Source organism: Streptomyces sp. 1-11, assembly GCF_007176755.1.
In the GTDB taxonomy this organism is placed as follows: domain Bacteria; phylum Actinomycetota; class Actinomycetes; order Streptomycetales; family Streptomycetaceae; genus Streptomyces.
Genome location: NZ_BJTV01000004.1, coordinates 514,462 through 534,646, shown reverse-complemented (window position 1 = coordinate 534,646; position 20,185 = coordinate 514,462). Strand labels below are relative to the sequence as shown.

Annotated in this window: 3 protein-coding genes; all 3 read left to right on the top strand. The window is 76.8% G+C overall.

Translation table 11 applies throughout. The annotated features are described in order from the left end of the window. Positions 1–76: 76 nt before the first annotated feature. A complete protein-coding gene (locus TNCT1_RS36260; protein WP_235902532.1) occupies positions 77–15,487 on the top strand; it encodes an SDR family NAD(P)-dependent oxidoreductase in 15,411 nt (5,136 codons plus the stop codon). Then, on the top strand, positions 15,484–18,954 hold the full coding sequence (locus TNCT1_RS11815; RefSeq protein ID WP_143630823.1) for an amino acid adenylation domain-containing protein: 3,471 nt from the start codon (positions 15,484–15,486) through the stop codon (positions 18,952–18,954). Before TNCT1_RS36260 ends, TNCT1_RS11815 begins: the two co-directional genes overlap by 4 nt. A 71-nt stretch (positions 18,955–19,025) precedes the next feature. Next, entirely contained in the window at positions 19,026–20,159 is a 1,134-nt protein-coding gene (locus TNCT1_RS11810; RefSeq protein ID WP_143630822.1) for an OzmP, read from the top strand. Positions 20,160–20,185: the final 26 nt, after the last annotated feature.

Here is a 20,185-nt window from a genome sequence, read left to right as displayed (position 1 = left end):
CCCGCCCCCGATGCAGCACGGCCGGCGACCAGCCGTCCGCGACCGGACAGCCGTACGAGAAGGAAGAGTTGGCCCAGTGAGCAGCCCCGAGGTCCAGGCGGCCGAGACGGATGTGGCGATCATCGGCATGGCCGGGCGTTTCCCCGGCGCCGACGACCTGGACTCCTTCTGGCGTCTCCTGCGCGAGGGCCGTGAGGGCATCACCCGGTTCAGCCCCGAGGAACTGGCCGCCGCGGGCGTGCCCTCCCGGCTGCTGACCGACCCCGCCTACGTGCCGGCGCACGGCGTCATCCCAGGCGTCGACCTGTTCGACACCGGGTACTTCGAGTTCACCCCGGCCGAAGCCGCCATGACCGACCCGCAGCACCGGATCATGCTGCAGACCGGGCACGCGGCCCTGGAGCACGCCGGCTACGACCCGGCCCGCTTCGACGGGCTGATCAGCGTCTACGCCGGCGCCGCCGTCAACACCTACCTCCAGCAGCAGGTCCTGCCGCACGTCGACCAGACCACCACCTCAAGACACTTCGCGGTGATGGTCGGCAACGACAAGGACTACCTGGCCACCCGGCTGTCCTACAAGCTCGACCTCAAGGGCCCGAGCTACACCGTGCAGACCGCCTGCTCCACCTCGCTGGTCGCCCTCCACCTGGCCTGCCAGGGCCTCATCAACGGCGAGTGCGACATGGCCCTGGCCGGCGGCGTCACCGTCAAACTGCCCCAGGTCAAGGGTTACTTGTACGAGGAGGGCGCGATCCTGTCCCGGGACGGGCACGTGCGCGCCTTCGACGCCGACGCCAGCGGCACCGTCCTCGGCAACGGCGTCGGCGTCGTCGTGCTGAAGCCGCTGCGGGACGCCCTCGCCGACCGGGACACCATCCACGCCGTCATCAAGGGCACGGCCACCAACAACGACGGCAGCGGCAAGGTCAGTTTCGCCGCCCCCGGCGCGGCCGGGCAGAGCGCCGTCATCCGCGAGGCGCACACCGTCTCCGGCGTCGACCCGCGCACCATCGGCTACGTCGAGGCCCACGGCACCGCCACCCGGCTCGGCGACCCCGTCGAGATCTCCGCGCTCACCAAGGCGTTCCGCGAGAGCACCCCCGACACCGGCTTCTGCGCGATCGGGTCGGTGAAGTCCAACGTCGGCCACCTCGACGCCGCAGCGGGCGTCGCCGGCGTCATCAAGACCGCGCTGATGATGAAGCACCGCACCCTGGTGCCGACCGTCAACCACCGCACGCCCAACCCCGCCGTCGACTTCGCCGCGAGCCCCTTCAAGGTCAGCACCGGCACCACCCCGTGGACCGGCGACGGCCCGCTGCGCGCGGGCGTCAGCTCCTTCGGCATCGGCGGCACCAACGCGCACGCCGTGCTGGAGGAGGCCCCGCCCGTGCCCGCCACCGGCGGCTCGCGCCCCCAGCAGGTCCTGGTCGTCTCCGCCCGCACGCCGAGCGCCCTGCGCACCGCGGCCGACGACCTGGCCGGCCACCTGGAGCGCGATGACCGGGCGGCCCTCGCCGACGTCGCCTACACCCTGGCGGTCGGGCGCCGCGCCCACGAGTACCGGCTCGCCGTCACCGGCTCCGACCGCGCCGCCCTCGCCGACGCGCTGCGCGGCGCCGAGGCGCCCGAACAGCCCGCCACGGGCGAGATCTCCTTCGTCTTCGCCGAGGAGGTCCCCGACGCGGCCGCGCTCGCCGAGCGGTGGTGCGCCGCCGACCCCGTCTTCGCCGGGCACCACGCCACCGCCGTGACCGCCGGAGCGCTCGGCCACGGCGCCCGGGGCGCCGCCTTCGCCGTGCAGTACGCGCTCGGCAGGCTGTGGCTCGACCTCGGGCTGCGGCCCGTCGCCGTCCACGGCGACGGGCTCGCCGCCCATGTCGCCGCGTGCGTCACCGGCGCGCTGACGCCCGCCGAGGCGGTGGCCGCCCTCGGCCACCCCGACGCCGCGGCGCCGCGTCCCGCCCGGGGCCGCGACCGGATCGCGCTGCGCGGCGCGGCGGACGAGGTGCGCGGGGCCGCCCTCGGCGTCGCCGACGGACCGTGGGACGCGGTCGCCCGTGCCTGGCAGGCCGGCGCCGACGTCGACTGGGCCGCCTGGTTCGCGGGCGAGGAGCGCGGCCGGGTGCCGCTGCCGACCTACCCGTTCGAAGGCCGGCGCTGCTGGCTCACCGGACCGGACGGAGCCGGCGCCCGGCAGCCCGCCGCGCCGGGCCCGCACCCCCTGCTCGACGAGAACGTCTCCACCCTCGACACCCTCGCCTACCGCACCACCCGGACCGGCGAGGAGTACTACCTCGCCGACCACCGGGTCCAGGGCGAACCCGTCATGCCCGCCGTCGCCCACCTGGAACTCGCCCGCGCGGCGGGCGAGTTGTCGCTCGGCACGGCCGTCCGGCTGCACGGCGTCTCCTTCGAGCGGCTGCTGAGCCACGCCGCCGGAGCGCGCACCTCCCTGATCTCGCTGTGGCGCGAGGACGACGCCGTCGGGTTCGAGATCACCGGCGACGACACCGTGTACGCGGCCGGCGGCATCGAGCCGGGCCCGGCCGAACGGCCCGCCCCGGCCGACCTCGCGGCGGCGGCCGCCCGCTGCACCGAGACGCTCGCGCACCCCCGGTGCTACGACGCGCTGCGCGGCCTCGGACTCGACTACGGTCCCCGGATGCGCGCTCTCACCGAGGTCCGGATGGGCGACGGGGAGGCGCTGGCCACCCTCGAACTGCCCGACGGCGCCGCGCTCGACGGCGCGGTCCTCAACCCCGCGCTCCTCGACGGCGCCCTGCACGCCCTGGTGCTGCTGCTCGCCCGTTCCTACGGCGCCGCCGCCGAGGGGTTCCTGCCGCTGGCCCTCGCCGGGCTGACCGTGCACGCCCCGGTCACCGGGCCCTGCCGGGCGCTGGTCACCACCCGCCGGCTGGGCGAGCGGTCGGCGCACGCCGACCTGACCCTGACCGACGCCGACGGCGCCGTCCTCGCCCGGCTGACCGACCTGGCCGTACGGGTGCTCGGCGCCACGGGTGAGGCGCCCGCGGGCGGAGCCGCCGGACCGGGCGAGCAGGCCCTGCTGGTGCGCCGCTGGACCGACGCGCCGGCCGAGCCGGCCGGCGTCCCGGCCGGCGCCACCGGCGTCGTCCTCGCCGCGACCGCCGCCCGCCGTGAGCGGCTCACCGCCGCGCTGACCGGCTGCGGCGTCGGCGAGGTGACCGCGCCGGAGACCGGGACCGGTCCAGCCACCGTGACCAGTCCTGCCGACGGGACCGGCCCGGCCGACGAGGCCGTAGCGGACGTGCTGCCGGCCGACGGGGCCGTGCCGGACGTGCTGCTGGCGGACGAGCCCACGGCCGAGGAGGCGCTGGGCCTGGTCCAGCGGCTGCTGCGGGCCCGGCCCGGCCGGCCGGTGCGCGTCCTGCTGCTGCACCGGCACGAGGCCGGCGGCGCACGGCCCGAGCGCGCCGCGCTGGGCGCCTTCGCCCGGACCGTACGGGCCGAGAACCCGCTGCTCGCCGTCCAGGCCGTGGGACTCGCCGAGGGCGTCGACGAGACGGCCGCGCTCGCGGCCGAACTGGCCGGCGACGGCCGCGACCCCGAGGTCGCCCACACCACCGGCGGCCGCCGCGTGCCCCGGCCCGCGCCCGCCCCGGCCGCCGAACCGGCCGCCGTCCGCGACGGCGGCGTGTACGTCGTCTCCGGCGGCGCGGGCGGACTCGGCCGCGCCGTGGCGGACTGGATACTCGCCCGCGCCGACGCCCGCGTGGTGCTGCTAGGCCGCGGCGAGCAGCCGCCCGCCGCACTCGGCGACCGCCTCTCCTACCGGACCGCGGACGTCTCCGACCCGGCGGCCGTCGAGCGCGTGCTGGCGGCGGTCCGCACCGAGCTGGGCCCCGTCAACGGCGTCGTCCACGCGGCCGGCGTGCTGCGCGACGGCTTCGCCCTGACCAAGTCCGCCGACGACTTCGCCGCCGTCCTCGCGCCCAAGGTGAGCGGCGTGCGCGCGCTGGACGCCGCCACCGCCGACGACCCGCTGGACTTCTTCGTCGCCTTCTCCTCGATCGCCGCCCACATCGGCAGCGCCGGCCAGACCGACTACGCGTACGCCAACGCCTACCTCGACGCCTACGCCGAGCGCCACCCGCGGATCACCTCGGTCGCCTGGCCCATGTGGGCCGGGGGCGGCATGCGGCAGACCGCCGAGGCCGCCGCGGACATCGCCGCCCGCACCGGCTTCGGCGTCCTGCCCACCGGCGCCGGCCTCGCCCTGTTCGAGCGGGTCCTCGGCGTGCCCGGCGCGTTCGTCGCCGCACACGGCGACCTGGAGAGGATCGACGGCGCCCTGTCGGAGCGCGCCCCCGCGGTACGCGTCCCGGCCACCACCGAGGCCACCGGAGCCTCGGGCACCGCCGAGCCGCGCGCCCTGGCCGTCACGCTGCTGCGCACCCTGATCGCCGCCGAGACCGGCCTGGACCCGGCCGAACTCGGCGAGGACGACCCGTTCGAGCGCCACGGCATCGACTCGCTGACGATCACCAAGCTCAACCGCGAACTGGGCAAACGGTTCGACCGGCTGTCCAAGACCCTCTTCTTCGAGTACGCCACCCTCGGCGAACTCGCCGGCTACTTCGCCGAGCACCACGGCGCCGAACTGCGCGGCGCCGCCGGAGCGGGGGAGACCGGCGGGACCGCCGCCGCACCCTCACCGGCCGCCTCCCCGGCCGGCACGCCGCCGCGCCCCTCCCGTACGGCCCGCACCGCCCGCACGGCGCACGCCGCCCGGAGCGCCGCACCCTCGTCGCCGCCGGAGGAGGACGGCGACGCGATCGCGGTCATCGGCATCGCCGGCCGCTACCCCCTGGCGGACGACCTCGAGGAGTTCTGGGCCAACCTGACGCAGGCCCGCGACTGCGTCACCGAGATCCCCGCCGACCGCTGGGACCACACCCGCTGGTACGACCCGGACCCGGCCGCGCCCGGCCGCGCGCACACCCGCTGGGGCGGCTTCCTGCGCGACGTCGACCGCTTCGACCCGCTGTTCTTCGGCATCTCCCCGCGCCAGGCGGAGCTGATGGACCCCCAGGAACGGCTGTTCCTGCAGAACGCCTGGCACGTCATGGAGGACGCCGGCTACCGCCGCGCTGACCTGGCGGGCCGTCCGGTCGGCGTGTACGTCGGCGTGATGTACGGCGAGTACCAGTTCCACGGCGCCCTCGACGCGCTGCGCGGCGGCCGCCCGCTGACCGGCTCGTCGTTCGCGACCATCGCCAACCGGGTCAGCCACGCCCTGAACCTCTCCGGCCCGAGCATGGCGCTCGACACCATGTGCTCCTCCTCGCTGACCGCGATCCACCTGGCCTGCGAGAGCCTGCGCCGGGGCGAGAGCGAACTCGCCCTCGCCGGCGGCGTCAACGTCTCCGTCCACCCCTACAAGTACGCCTTCCTCAGCCAGGGCCGCTTCCTCTCCTCCGACGGCCGCTGCCGAGCCTTCGGCGCCGGCGGCGACGGCTACGTGCCCGGCGAGGGCGTCGGCGCCGTGCTGCTCAAGCCGTACCGGCGCGCCCTGGCCGACGGCGACCGCGTCCACGGCCTCATCCTCGGCAGCGCCGTCAACCACGGCGCCCGGACCAACGGCTACACCGTGCCCAGCCCGCACGCCCAGCAGCGCGCCGTCACCGCCGCCATGGCGCAGGCCGGCGTCGCACCGGACGGCATCGGCTACGTCGAGGCCCACGGCACCGGAACCGCGCTCGGCGACCCGATCGAGCTGACCGGACTCGGCCACGCCTACCGCGGCGCCGGGGCCGGGCCCGGCACCTGGCCGATCGGCTCGGTGAAGTCCAACGTGGGCCACCTGGAGTCCGCCGCCGGCATGGCCGGACTCACCAAGGTGCTGCTCCAGTTCGCCCACCGCACGCTGGTGCCCTCGTTGCACGCCGAGGAGCTGAACCCCAACATCGACTTCGAACGCTCCCCGTTCCGCGTCCAGCGCGACCTGGCCGACTGGCCCGCCGGCGCGGACACCCCGCGCCGCGCCGGCCTCAGCTCCTTCGGCGCCGGCGGCTCCAACGCCCACCTGGTCCTCCAGGAGTCGCCGCGCCCCGAGCCGGTGGCCGACGCGCCCGCCGCACGGCAGCACACCGGCGAGCCGGTGGCCTTCGTCCTGTCCGCCCGGGACGGCGAGCGGCTGCGCGCCCACGCCGAACGCGCCGCCCGCTTCCTGGAGACCGAGCGGGTGCCGCTCGCCGACCTGTGCTTCACCAGCCAGACCGGCCGCGAGGCCATGGACGCGCGCTTCGCCGTCGTCGCCACGGATGGCGAGGCGATCGTCGCCGCGCTGCGCCGCTGCGCCGCCGGGGAACCCCAGGCCCCGATCACCGACGACGGCCCGCTCGGCGACCTGGCCCGCCGCTGGCTGACCGGCCCCGACGTGGACTGGCGGGCCTGGCACGCCGGCCGGCCGGGCCCCGCCCCGCGCCGGACCCGCGCGCCGCTCTACCCGTTCGCCCCCGAGCGCTACTGGATCCCGCTCGACCCGGACCTCGGCACGCCCGCGCCGCACCCGCTGGTCGACGCCAACGAGTCGACCGTGGACGAGGTCCGCTTCGCCAAGAGGCTGCGGCCCGGCGACCCGCTGCTGCGCGACCACGTCGTCGGGGGCCGGCGCCTGCTGGCCGGCGCCGCGACGCTGGAGTTCGTCCGCGCCGCCGCCCACCTCGCCCGGCCGGGCGTCCGGCACGACCTGCGCGAGGTGGTGTGGGGCCGCGCGGTGGAGGTCGCGGAGGGCGAACGGACGGTGTACGTGTCCTTCCGGCCGGACGGCGACGCCCTGCTCTTCGAGGTGTACGGCGAGGACGGCGGCGAACGCAGCGCCCACGCCCGCGGCCGCGCCGTCCCCGCTCCGGCCGCCGCGCCCGCCGCCGCGGAGGACCTCGACGCGCTGCGCGCCCGGCTGCCCGTCCTGCGCGACCGGGCCGGCGCCTACGCCGACTACACGGCCGCCGGGTTCGGCTACGGCCCCTCCTTCCAGGTCATCGACGAGATCCGCGCCGGGTCCGGCGAGGCCCTGGTCCGGCTCGACGCCGGCGCCGGCGGCCCGGCCACCGAGGTGCCCCCGGCGCTCCTCGACGGCGCCCTCAGGGCCTGCCACTGGGCCGGCCGCACCACCGCACCCCGCGCGGGCGAACTCGCGGTGCCCTTCAGCCTCGGCGCGCTCGACGTGCGCGCCCCGCTGCCGCCGGTCTGCCTCGCGCACGCCCGCCGGACGGGGAAGGCGGCCGGGGCCAGCCGCTTCGACCTGACCGTCTACGACGAGCGGGGACGGGTCCTCGCCGAGCTGCGCGACTTCGCGGGCCGCCCGCCGACGCCGGCCACCGCGCCTGCGTCCATCGCCGCTTCTGCGTCTGCGTCTGGGTCCGGGGCCGCCACCATGCCCGCCTCCGCCACCGTGTCCACGTCCGCGTCCGCCTCCGCGTCGTCCGTGCCCGGATCCGTGTCCGCGCCCGCCACCGTCACCGTGCCCGGGACCACGGGGCCCCAGGCGTCCGGTGCCGTCTCAGTGACCGGTGCCGCCGTGCCCGCGGGCGGCGCGGCGGTGCTCTACGAGCCGTACTGGCAGGACGCCGGCGAACCGGCGCAGGGGAGTGCCGCCGACACGCTCGCCGTCCTCGGCCGGCACCCCGAACTGCAGGCGGCCCTCGCCGCGACCGGGGTGTGGCGCCGGGTGGTCAACGTCCCCGAGGACCCCGGCGCCCTCGCCGACGCCCTCGCCGGGCTCGCCCACCCCGGCGGCCTCGACCTGGCCGTCGCGGGGGGCCTGACCGCCCCCGCCCCGGCGCCGGACGCGGGGGACCCGGCCGGCCTGCTCGACCGGGTCTGCGGCACGGTGCTCCAGGTGCTCGGAGCCGCCCGGTCCGACGAGCTGCCCGGCCGCGTACGCCTGCTCGTCCTCCACCCCCAGGACGGCGGCCACGACCGGCCGGAGTGGGCCGCGCTGGCCGGGTTCGCCCGGTCGACGGCGCCCACCGCGCCCCGCCTGGAACTGCTCACCCTGGGCGTCGACCCGGGTCTCGCCGCCGACGCGGCCGCCGAGGCCGTCGTCGCCGAACTGCGCGCCGTGCCCCGCGCGGCCGGGCTCGAGGCGCGCCGCACGGCGAACGGCGCCCGTCAGGTCCGCGCCCTGCGGCCGGTACGCCCGTCCGGCGCCGCCGAACCGCCGCTGCGCGACGGCGGCGTCTACGTCGTCACCGGCGGCGGCGGGGCCATCGGCCGCGTCCTCGCCGAGCACCTGGCCCGCGCCCACGCGGCCCGGCTGGTGCTGATCGGCCGGTCCGAGCCGGACGACGCCGCGCGCGACTGGCACCGCACGCTCGCCGGGCTCGGCGCCGAGGTGCTCGCCCTGCGCGCCGACGTGGCCCGCCACGGCGAACTGGCCGCCGCCCTGGCCGCCGCCCGCGACCGCTTCGGGGCCCCGCACGGTGTGTTCCACCTGGCCGGGGTCGCCGACGAGGGCCGCGCCGACCCCGCCGACCGGGAGCGGTTCGCCCGGGTGCTCGCGGCCAAGACCCACGGCCTGGTCCACCTCGACCGGCTCACCCGCGACGACGACCTCGACTGCTTCGTGGTGTTCTCCTCCGTCTCCTCCGTCATCGGCGACTTCGGCGCGGCCAGCTACGCCACGGCCAACCGGTTCGCCGACCTTTACACCGGCCTGCGCGACGGCTGGACGCGGCAGGGGCTCCGGCACGGCCGCAGCCTGTCCCTGGCCTGGCCGCTGTGGGCCGTCGGCGGGGTCGACGGGCTGGTCCGGGAACAGGAGCTGGCCGCCTACGCACGCCGCACCGGCATGCGGCCGCTGGACGCGGCACAGGGCACCGCCCTGCTCCACAGCGCCCTGCGCGCCGGCGCTTCGTGGCTGATCCCCGCCTGGGGCGAGCCGGCCGCCCTCGACGCGGCCCTCACCGGCGCCCCCGCGGCGCCCGCCGCCACCCCGGCCGCGGCCGCCACGAACACCCCGCCCACGCCGGTCGGTGCCGCGCCGGCCGCACCGGCGGGGCCGGCCGCGGACGACCGCGTGCGGGCCCGGCTCGTCGAGCATCTGCGCACCGCCCTGGCCGGAGTGCTGAAGCTGCCCGTGGGACGGCTCGACAGCCGGATCCCGCTCGACGACTACGGCATGGACTCGGTGCTCGTCATGGAGTCCAACTCCCTGCTCGGCAGGGACTTCCCCGGTCTGCGCGGCACCGTGTTCTTCGAGTGCCGCACCGTCGACGAGCTGGCCGACCACGTCCTGGCCGAACACGCCGACGCCGTGGCCCGCCTCTTCCCGGCCGACACCGCGGTCGACACAGCGGCCGACACCGGCGGTGGCGCCGGAACCGCCGCCGCCACCGCGCCCGCGCCGTCCGCCACCGCGCCCGCGCCGTCCGCCACCGCGCCCGCGCCGTCCGTCACCGGGCCCGCCCCGGCGCCCGGGTCCCGGCCCGGGCGGGCCGAGCCGGTGCCCGCCGCGGACGAGCCGATCGCCGTCGTCGGCATCAGCGGGCGCTACCCCAAGGCCCGCGACCTGGACGAGTTCTGGAGCAACCTCGCCGAGGGACGCGACTGCGTCACCGAGGTGCCGGCAAGCCGCTGGGACGCCGACGCCCTGTTCGACCCGGACCCCGCCGCACCCGGCCGCAGCTACGCCCGCTGGGGCGGCTTCCTGGACGACGTCGACAGCTTCGACTCGCTGTTCTTCCGGATCTCGCCCAAGCAGGCCCGCACCATGGACCCGCAGGAACGCCTGTTCCTGGAGACGGCCTGGTCCGCGCTGGAGAACGCCGGCTACCCGCCCTCCCGCATCCCCGCGCCGCGCTTCGGCGGCCAGGGACACGACGTCGGCGTGTTCGTCGGCGTGATGTGGGACGACTACGCCGTCCTCGCCGCCACCGAGTCGGCGCGCGGCAACCACCAGGTGGTGCTCGCCAACCGTGCCTCCATCGCCAACCAGGTCTCCTACTTCGGCGACTTCCGCGGTCCCAGCGTGGTCGTGGACACCGCCTGCTCGGCGTCGCTCGTCGCCGTCCACCAGGCCTGCGAGAGCATCCGCCGCGGCGAGTGCTCGTACGCCCTCGCCGGAGGGGTGAACGTCTCCGTCCACCCGGACAAGTACGTCCACCTCAGCCACCGCAACATGCTGTCCACCGACGGCCGGTGCCGGGCCTTCGGCGCCGGCGGCAGCGGCTACGTGCCCGGCGAGGGGGTCGGCGCGGTGCTGCTCAAACGGCTGTCGGACGCCGTGCGCGACGGCGACACCGTGCACGCCGTGATCCGTGCCACCGCCGTCAACCACGGCGGCCGCACCAGCGGCTTCACCGTGCCCAACCCGCAGGCTCAGCAGGCCCTGGTCGAACAGGCCCTGGCCGCCGCCGGCATCGACGCGCGCACCGTCGGCTGCGTCGAGGCCCACGGCACCGGCACCTCGCTCGGCGACCCGATCGAGCACACCGCGCTCGCGCAGGCCTTCGCCCGGGACACCGCCGACACCGGCTTCTGCGCGCTCGGCTCGGTGAAGTCCGCCATCGGCCACCTGGAGGGGGCCGCGGGCATCGCCGGGCTCACCAAGGCCGTGCTCCAGCTCCGCAACGGCACCCTGCTGCCCACGCTGCACGCCGAGGAGACCAACCCCGTCATCGACTTCACCCGCTCGCCGTTCACCGTGCAGCGCGAGACGAGGCCCTGGCCCAGGCCGTACGACGCCGACGGCCGCCCGCTGCCGCGCCGCGCCGCCGTCAGCTCCTTCGGCGCGGGCGGCACCAACGCCCACGTCGTCGTCGAGGAGTACCTCGCCCCCGAGCCCGCCGACGCCGGGCCCGCCGAGGCCGCGACGCCCGGCCTGATCGTGCTCTCCGCCCGCGACGAGACCCGGCTGCGCGCCTACGCGACCGCGATGGGCCTCGCCCTGGGCACCGCCGCGCGGGCCGACCAGGGCGCGCCGCGCCTCGCCGACGTCTCCCACACCCTGCGCACCGGCCGCGAACCGCTGCCCGAGCGGCTGGCGTTCGTCGCCGCCGACCTCGCCGACGCGGCGGCCGCGCTCACCGCCTTCGGGCGCGGCGAGGACGACCAGAGGCTGCACCGCGGCCGGGTCGAGCAGCATCCGGCGCTCGCCGGACTGCTGACCGAGACCGTCGGCGGCGACGACTTCCTGGCCGCCCAGATCCGCGCCGGGGGAGACGACCTGCTGGCCCGGCTGTGGGTGTCCGGCGTCATCGTCGACTGGGAGCTGGTCGACCGGATGCGCCCCGGCACCCCCCGCCGGGTGCCGCTGCCGACCTACCCGTTCGAGCGCGTACGGCACTGGCTGGACACCGGCCCCGCGACACCGGCCGCGGCGCCCGCGGCCGGCACGGCGGCCCCCGCACGGGCCCGGGTGCCCGCACCGCGCGACCCCGCGCCGGCGGCGGCACCGGACGCACCGGCCCCGGCGGCCGTGTCCGGCGCACCGGCCCCCGCCGCGTCCCGCGTGTGGCGGCGGCGGCTCACCGCGGACCAGCCCGTGCTGCGCGACCACGTCGTCGGCGGCCGGCCCGTCCTGCCGGGCACCGGCCACCTCGACCTCGTGGCCGAGGCGCACGGCGCGCTGACCGGCCGGGCCCTGACGGACGTGCGCTGGGTGGCCCCGCTGACCCTGCCCGGTTCCGGCGGCGAGGTCTCGGTGGCCCTCGACGGCGACGGCGACGGCAGCGGGTACGAGGTGCGCGGTCCGGACGGCGCGGTCCGGTCCCGGGGCCGGGTCGGCGTCGCCCAGGACGCACCCGGCGCCCTCGACGTGGCCGGGCTGCGGGCCCGCCTCGACGCGGGCCCGGACGGGGACGCCTTCTACCGCCTGCTGGAGGACCTGGGCCTGCCGTACGGCCCGTTCTTCCGCAGGGTCCGCGAGGTGTGGACCGGCGACGAGGAGGTACTCGGCCGGATCGGCGCCGTCGACGGCGACGTGTCCCACGCCCTGCACCCGGGCGTCATCGACGCCGCCCTGCACACCGTCGCCGCCCTGATGGCCCGCCAGGGTCCGGGCCGGACGATGCTGCCCTTCGCGGCCGACCGCGTCGACGTCCTCGGCCCCGTCCCGCGCACCGGCTGGTCCCACGTCCGCCGGACCGGCGCGGACCGCTACGACGTCCTGCTCTGCGACGACTCCGGCGCAGTCCGCGTCCGGTTCACCTCCCTGGCCTACCGGGAGGCCAGGGAGCCCGCGGTGGTCGTGCACCGGCCCGTGTGGACCGCCCGGCCCGCCGACGGGCGGGCCGAACCCGCCCGCAGCGTGCTGCTGGTCGCCGAGCGGCCGGACACCGGCCTCGCCGCTGACCTCGCCGCCGCCCACACCGGGGCGGAGGTGCGCCGGCTGACGGTCGGCGCCGACGGCCTGGCCGACGCCGAGCTGGACCGCGCCCTGCGCGAGTCGGCCCCGGACCTGGTCTACTTCCTCGGCGCCGAGGAAGGCGCCGGCCACGAGCCCGCCGGCCGGCCCGGACTCCGGGCCCTGATCGACCGCTCGGTCCTCGCCCTGCACCGCCTGGTACGGGCCCTGGACCGGCACGGCGTCCTCGCCCGGCCGCTGCGGCTGAAGGTCGTCACCGCCGACGTGCACCCGCTGGAGGCGGGCGACGCCTCCGCCCCGTGGGCCGCCGGCCTCGCGGGACTCGCGTCCGTGGCGGCCAAGGAGTACCCGAACCTGCGGGTCGCGCTGGTCGACGTGCGCTCCGCCGAGGCCCCGGGCACCGCGCGGGCGGTCGTGGCCGAGCCGTTCCCGGCCCGCCCGGCCCCGGTGTCGATCCGGGCCGGCGTACGCCGGGTCCGCACCCTGGAACGCGTCGAACTGCCCGGCGCCGCGGCGGCCCCGCTCCGGCAGGGCGGCGTCTACCTCGTCGTCGGCGGTCTCGGAGCCGTCGGACGGGACACCTGCCGGCACCTCGCCCGCGCCTACGGTGCGAAGCTGGTCGTGGTCGGCCGCTCCCCGCTGGACGAGACGCGCCGGCGCGTCGTCGCCGAACTGGAGAAGGACGGCGCCGAGGTGCGCCACCTCGCCCTGGACGCCGGCGACCCGGCCGCGCTCGCCGGGGCCGTCCGGCTGGCCCGGCAGGAGTTCGGCGCCCTGCACGGCGTGTTCCACGCGGCGATGGTGCTGGTCAACCGGGAGCTGCGCGAGCTGTCCGAACCGGAGCTGCGCAGCGCCGTGGAGTCCAAGACGGACACCGCCTTCGCGCTGCTGGACGCGGTGCGCGGGGAGCCGCTGGACTTCGCGCTCTTCTACTCCTCGGGCGTGGCCTTCGAGGCCAACCACGGCCAGGCGGGCTACGCGGCCGGCTGCGCCTTCGCCGACGCCTACGCCCTGCACGCCGGGCGGCGGCTGCCCTTCCCGGTGCGGGTGCTGAACCTCGGGTACTGGCACGCGGGCGGTGACGCCGAACGCGAGCGGGTGCTGCGCCGGTTCGAGGCGGCCGGCATCCGGCCGCTGACCGCCGAGCGCGGCATGACCGTGATGGAGCGCGCGCTGGCGGCGGGCCTGCCGCAGGTGTTCGCACTGGACGCCGAGCGGCACATCCTGGACAACCTGGGCATCGACCCGGACCGCACCCTGACCGTGCTGCCCGGGCTGCCCGGCGGCGGCCCCGGCCCGCTGCCCGAGATCCGCTTCACCGGCCTGACCGGCGCCGACGGCGCCGAACTTGCCGAGCACCAGCGCGCGGTGGACCTGCTGGAGGGCCTCGCGCACCGGCTGCTGGCCTCGGCACTGCGCCGGGCCGGCCTGTTCGAGCTGTTCACGCCCGGCGCCCGGGCGCCCGGCCACGCGGAACTCGCCGCCGGACTGCGCGTCGTACCGGAGCACCTGGCGGTGTTCGAGGCCCAGCTCGCCATCCTGGTGACCGCGGGCCTGCTGGACGCCGACGCCGACGGCGGCCTGCGTCCGACGGACCGCGCGGCCCGGGACGACGCCGATGCGGCGGCGGCGCTGCAGGAGCTGACGGACCGGCACCCGGCCCTCGCCCCGATCGGCTCGCTGCTGCGGGACTGCCTGGCCGCACTGCCCGAGGTACTCACCGGCCGCCGCCCGGCGATGGACGTCCTCTTCCCCGACGGCTCCGCCGAACGCGTCGCCGCCGTGTACCGGGGCGACCCGGTCACCGACCGCTGCAACGCCGAGGTGGCGCGGCTCGTCACCGAGCGGGTACGGGACCTCCTGGCCGCCGGGACCGGCCGCCCGGTGCGGATCCTGGAGGTGGGCGCGGGCACCGGCGGGACCACCGCGACCGTGCTGGCCGCGCTCGCCCCGTACGCCGGCTCCGTCGAGTACGTCTTCACGGACGTCTCCCCGGCCTTCGTGCGCAAGGCCCGGGCCCGGTTCGGCGCCGCCCACCCCTTCGCCCGCTTCGAGGTGCTCGACATCGAGGCCGGCGCCGAGGAGCAGGGCGTCGAGCCCGGCGCGTACGACGTGGTGCTCGGCACCAACGTCTTCCACGCCACGCAGCACCTGGCCGGCACGCTGCTGCGGGCCAAGGCGCTGCTGCGGCGCGGCGGGGTCCTGCTGATGGTCGAGGGCACCCGGCCGCGCGACCAGCTCGCGCTGGTCTTCGGACTGACCCCCGGCTGGTGGCTGTTCGCCGACCCCGAGCAGCGGCTGCCCCGCTCGCCGCTGGCGAGCGAGCGCCAGTGGCGGGACGCGCTGGCCGCCTGCGGGTTCACCGGCATCGCCGCGGCCGCGCCGGCCACGGAGGCCGGCCCGGCCTTCCAGAGCGTCATCGCCGCCGTCAGCGACGGCCTGGTCCCCGTGCCCCGGCCGCAGGCCGCCGCGGCGGCGGGGCGGCCCGCCGGCGGTCCGGTGCCGGAGCCCGCACGGACCCCCGCACCCGCGCCCGCGCCCGCATCCGCGGCCGGACGGGCCGGCGTCGACGACGAACTCCGCAAGGTGACCGAGGTGTTCGCCCGGGTGCTCGAACTCGCCCCGGACCGGCTCGACCCGGACCTCACCTTCGAGAACTACGGGGTGGACTCGCTGGTCGTGCTGGAACTGACCCGGGCCCTTGAGGGCGTGTACGGCCCCCAGCCGGCGACGCTGCTCTTCGAGCGCATCACCGTCCGGCGCCTGGCCGAGCACTTCCACACCCTGGCGGCGAAGGACACGGGCCCGGCACCCCAGCCGACCGCCGACCCGGCGCCGGAGCGGACCGCCGACCCGGGGCCGACGCGGACCGCCGAACCGGCACCGGCACGGACCGCCGACCCGGAGCCCGAGGCCGGGGCCCGGTCCGCCGGGCCGGCCGCCGCCGAGGTCCGGCCGGTCCCGGCGCCCGCCGGGACCGCCGCCCACGGCCCCGCCCCGGTCCCCGGGCCCGCCACCGCCCCGGCCGACGACGCCGGGCGGCTGGTCGAGGGCCTGTCCGACGCGGCCGTGGACGAGCTGCTGGCCGTACTGCTCGCGGAGCGCGGGAAGTTCGAAGGAGACGGACGATGACTGCCGAGCCGTTCGCTTGCGTCGTGATCGGCGAGGAGACCCTCCTCGTCGAGTGCACGAGACTGCTGCTGGCCCGCGGGCACACGGTGGCCGCCGTGGTGTCCCCGTCGGCCGAGCTGCTCGCCTGGGCCGAGGGGGAGGGCCTGCCCGCCGTGCGGTTCGGCCCGGACCTCGCCGAGCGGCTGGCCCCGCTGCGCTTCGACCACCTGTTCAGCATCGCCAACCTGCGGATGCTGCCCGAGGAGGTGCTGGCGCTGCCCACCGGGCTGCCGGTGAACTTCCACGACGGCCCGCTGCCCCGGCACGCCGGTCTGTTCGCCACGAGCTGGGCCATCCTCGAGGGCGACAAGCAGCACGGCGTGACCTGGCACGTGATGGACCGCGAGGCGGACACCGGCGACGTGCTCAAGCGGCGCGCGGTGCCCGTCGAGCAGGACGCCACCGCGCACGACCTGGACGTCGCCTGCTTCGAGGCGGGCATCGAGTCCTTCGCCGAACTGGTCGACGAACTCGCCGCCGGCACCGCCACCCGCACCCCGCAGGACCTCGGCCTGCGGACCTACCACGGCCGCTACGACGGACTGCCGCGCGCCGGCGTCTTCGACTGGCGCCAGCCCGCCGCCGAGCTGGACGCGCTGGTGCGGGCCACCTCGTTCGGGCGGCGCCGCAACGACTTCGGCACCGCGCTGCTCGCCCTCGGCGGTGAACCGGTCGCCGTACGCGGCGTGGAGGTCACCGGCCGGGCCTCCACCGCCGCGCCCGGCACGGTGGTCGGCTCCGGACCCGACGCCCTCACCGTGGCCACCGGCGACCGGGACGTCCGCCTCACCGACCTGGCGAGCCTGTCGGGCGAACCGCTGGACCCGGTCGCGCTCGCCGGGACCCTGGCCCGCGACCACGACGGCCGCTTCCCGCACCTCCCCGACGCCGCCGCGGCCGAGCTGGCCGAGGCCGCCCGCGCCGCGCACCGCCAGGAGCGGCACTGGCTGCGGCTGCTGCGCTCGCTGGAGCCCGTGCTGCCGCCCCGCCTCGGCGCCCTGGCCGAGCAGGCGCGCCCGGCAGGACCCGTGCCGCTGCCCGGGACACTCGCGCGCGACGGGGCCGTGCCCGAGCGGGTCGCGTTCGCCGCGGTCCTGGCCTTCCTCGCCCGGCTCTCCCGCGGCGGCGAACAGGACGTCGCCGTGTCCGTACCGGCCGCCGGGGGAACGGCGGCCGGGCTGCTGGCGCCCGAGGTGCCGTTGCGCGTCCCGCACGGTCTTCTGGAGGACACCCTCGACGACCTCACCGGCCGGGCCGGGGCCGAGCTGGACCGGATCCGGGCCCGGGCGCCGTACCGCCGCGACGTGCCGCTGCGCCACCCCGAGCTGGCCGGCGCCGCCCGCACCGGGCTGCCCGTCGCCGTGGCGCTGTCCGACGCGCCGGCCGGGCCCGCCCGCCACCCGCTGACCGTCCGGATCGACGCCGAGGGCTCGGTGCGCTTCGACGGCAGCGAGCTGACGGAACGTCAGTCAGCGTGGCTGGGCGAGCACTTCGCGCTGTTCCTGGACGGCGCGGCGGCCGCACCGCGGAGCCCGCTCGGCTCCGTCGGCCTGCTGACGCCCCGGGAGGAGGAGCTGGTGCTGCGGCGGTGGAACGACACCGCCGCCGGCTACCCGCGCGAGAGCACCGTCAGCCGGCTCGTCGGCGACCTCGCCTGCGCCGCCCCGGACGCCACCGCCGTACGCTTCGAGGACCGCGAGCTGACCTACGCGGAACTGGACGCGGCCGCCGACCGGCTGGCCCGGCACCTGGCAGGGCTCGGCGCCGGACCCGGGACCGTGGTCGGCGTCCTCCTGGAGCGCTCGGCGGAGCTGCCGGTCAGCCTGCTCGCCGTGATGCGCAGCGGCGCCGCCTACGTGCCGATCGACCCCATCTACCCGGCCGCCCGCATCGGCCACATGCTGACCGACTCCCACGCCGCCCTCGTCCTCACCGACGAGGCCCTGCGCGGCACCCTCGACGGGTTCCCGGTCACCCCCGTCGTGGTGCCCGAGGTCCTGGCCCAGGCCGCGGACGGCACGGACGGGACCGCGCCGTTCGACCGGTCCGAGCCCGGCGCGCCCGCCTACGTCATCTACACCTCCGGCTCCACCGGGACGCCCAAGGGCGTCCAGGTCGGCCACCGGGCGTTGGTCAACTTCCTGTGGACCATGGCCCGCACCCCCGGCTTCGGCTCCACCGACTCGCTGCTCGCCGTCACCACCGTCTGCTTCGACATCGCCGGCCTCGAGCTGTACCTGCCGCTGGTGCGCGGCGGCACCGTGGAGGTGCTGTCCGCCGCCGTCGCCGCCGACGGCTTCGCCCTGCGCGAGCGCCTGGAGCGGTCCGCGCCCACCGTCCTGCAGGCCACCCCGACCACCTGGCAGATGCTGCTGACCGCCGGCTGGCGGGGCGACCCGGCCCTGCGCGCCCTGTGCGGCGGCGAGCCGCTGCCCGGCGAACTCGCCGGCCGGCTCGCCCCGCTCGTCGGCGCCCTGCACAACATGTACGGGCCGACCGAGACGACGATCTGGTCCACCGCCGACCGGGTGCGGCCCGGCGAGCCCGTCACCATCGGACGCCCCGTCGGCAACACCCGCTGCCATGTGCTCGACGAGCGGGGCCGGCCGGTCCCGCCCGGTGTCCCCGGCGAGCTGTACCTGTCCGGCGACGGCGTCGCCGACGGCTACCTCGGCCGCCCGGAACTGACCGCCGAACGCTTCGTGACCGTGCCCGGGGGCGGCGCCGGCCGGGCCTACCGCACCGGCGACCTGGTGCGGTACCTGCCCGACGGCCGCCTGGAGTACCTGGAGCGCATCGACGGCCAGGTCAAGCTCAACGGCTACCGCATCGAACTCGGCGAGGTCGAGTCCGCGCTGCGGCGGGCCGACGGCGTCACCGCCGCCGTCGCCGTCGTGCGCGAGGACCGGCCGGGCGAACGCCGCCTGACCGCCTACGTCACCGGCTCCGGCGCCCCGGCCCCGGACGAGCTGCGCGCCGGACTGCGCGAGGCGCTGCCCGCCTACATGGTCCCGTCCGACGTCGTCGCCCTGCCGGAACTGCCCCTCACCCCGAACGGCAAGGTGGACCGGTCGGCGCTGCCCCGGCCGGGCGGGGCCCGGGTCGCCGGGAGCGGGGCCGCCGCCCGCACCGACCTGGAACGCCGCATCGCCGGCGTCTGGTGCGAGGTGCTGGGCCTCGACGAGGTCGGCGCCGAGGACAACTTCTTCGACGCGGGCGGCGACTCGCTGCGCCTGACCTCCGTCGTCGCCGCGCTGCGCGAGCGGCTCGGCCTGCGGGTCACCCGCCTCGACATGTTCGGCCACCCGACCGTGCGGGCCATGGCCGCGCACGCCGGGCAGGACGCCGGCGCCGCCGCGCGCCGGCCCCGCCGCTCACGGGACGCCGGCGCGCTCGCCCGGCGCCGCGACCGCAGGCAGCGCCCGTGACGACCGGCCGCCGCACCTCACCGACCGCACACACCGCACAGCCGTATCCGACGGGTTCCACAGGGGGTTCCGTGTCCAGCTGCACCGTCTGCTCACTCAAGGCCGACCACCCCGGGGTGGTGCTCGACGACCAGGGGGTGTGCAACCTGTGCAACCTGGACTTCGCGTCGGACCTCCTCGTCAACTACCGCTACACAAGCGAGGTGTTCACCGAGTTCCAGCAGGCGAAGGCCGGCCCCGGCGAGTACGACTGCCTGTTCATGTACAGCGGCGGCAAGGACAGCACGTACATGCTGGACAAGTTCGCCAACGAGTACGGCAAGCGGGTGCTGGCCTTCACCTTCGACGTGCCCTTCGAGAGCGTGCACGCCGCGCAGAACATCGCGCTCGCCCGGGAGAAGATCCCGGCGACGTTCGTCCTCGACGCCGACGACGACAACATCAAGCTGATGATGCGCGAGGTGTTCAACCGTCCCGCGCCCAAGAAGCCGGGCAAGTACCTCGACGAGAAGCTGCCCTGCGTCTCCTGCCGCACCTTCTTCGTGCTGCGCGCCATCCTCATGGCCTACCGGCAGAAGATCCCCTACATCGCGCTGTGCGCCGACCCGCAGCAGATCCTCACCATGGAGTCCAACGTCCGCGAGATCGTCCGCGACTTCTACCGGACCTTCGGCGAGCGGCTCACCGACACCCTCTTCGGCGGGCAGCTGGAGGAACTGCTCTTCGACGACGACGAGAACCTGCCGAAGATCGTCTTCCCGTTCATCGCGATGCGCCACGACTACGACCCCGACGCGATCGTCGAGGAGCTGCGCGCCAAGGGCCTGTACGAGTCCTCGCCGATGGAGACCCACTGCACCCTGTTCCCGCTCCTGAACTACTACTCGTTCAAGAACTACGACTGCATGTTCTACAAGCTCAACGCGGCCAGCCACGTGCGGTCCGTCAAGCGCAACGCCTCCTACGACCGCAACACCTTCAGCATCAAGTTCCCCCGCTCGCTCGACCTCGCGGACGTCGAGGAGCGGCTCGGCGCCGTGGTCCGGGAGATCGCCGCCGGCGAGGGCGACCGCGACGAGCACGAACGCACCCTGATCGACCTGTTCCAGCGCATGGACGCGGGCGAGGACGCCGCCCGCTTCGTCGCCAGGAGCTTCCTCGACATGCGGTCCGTCGCCGCGGACCTCGGCATACAGCTCGGCTGAGACCCCAGCAGCAACAGGAGACAACC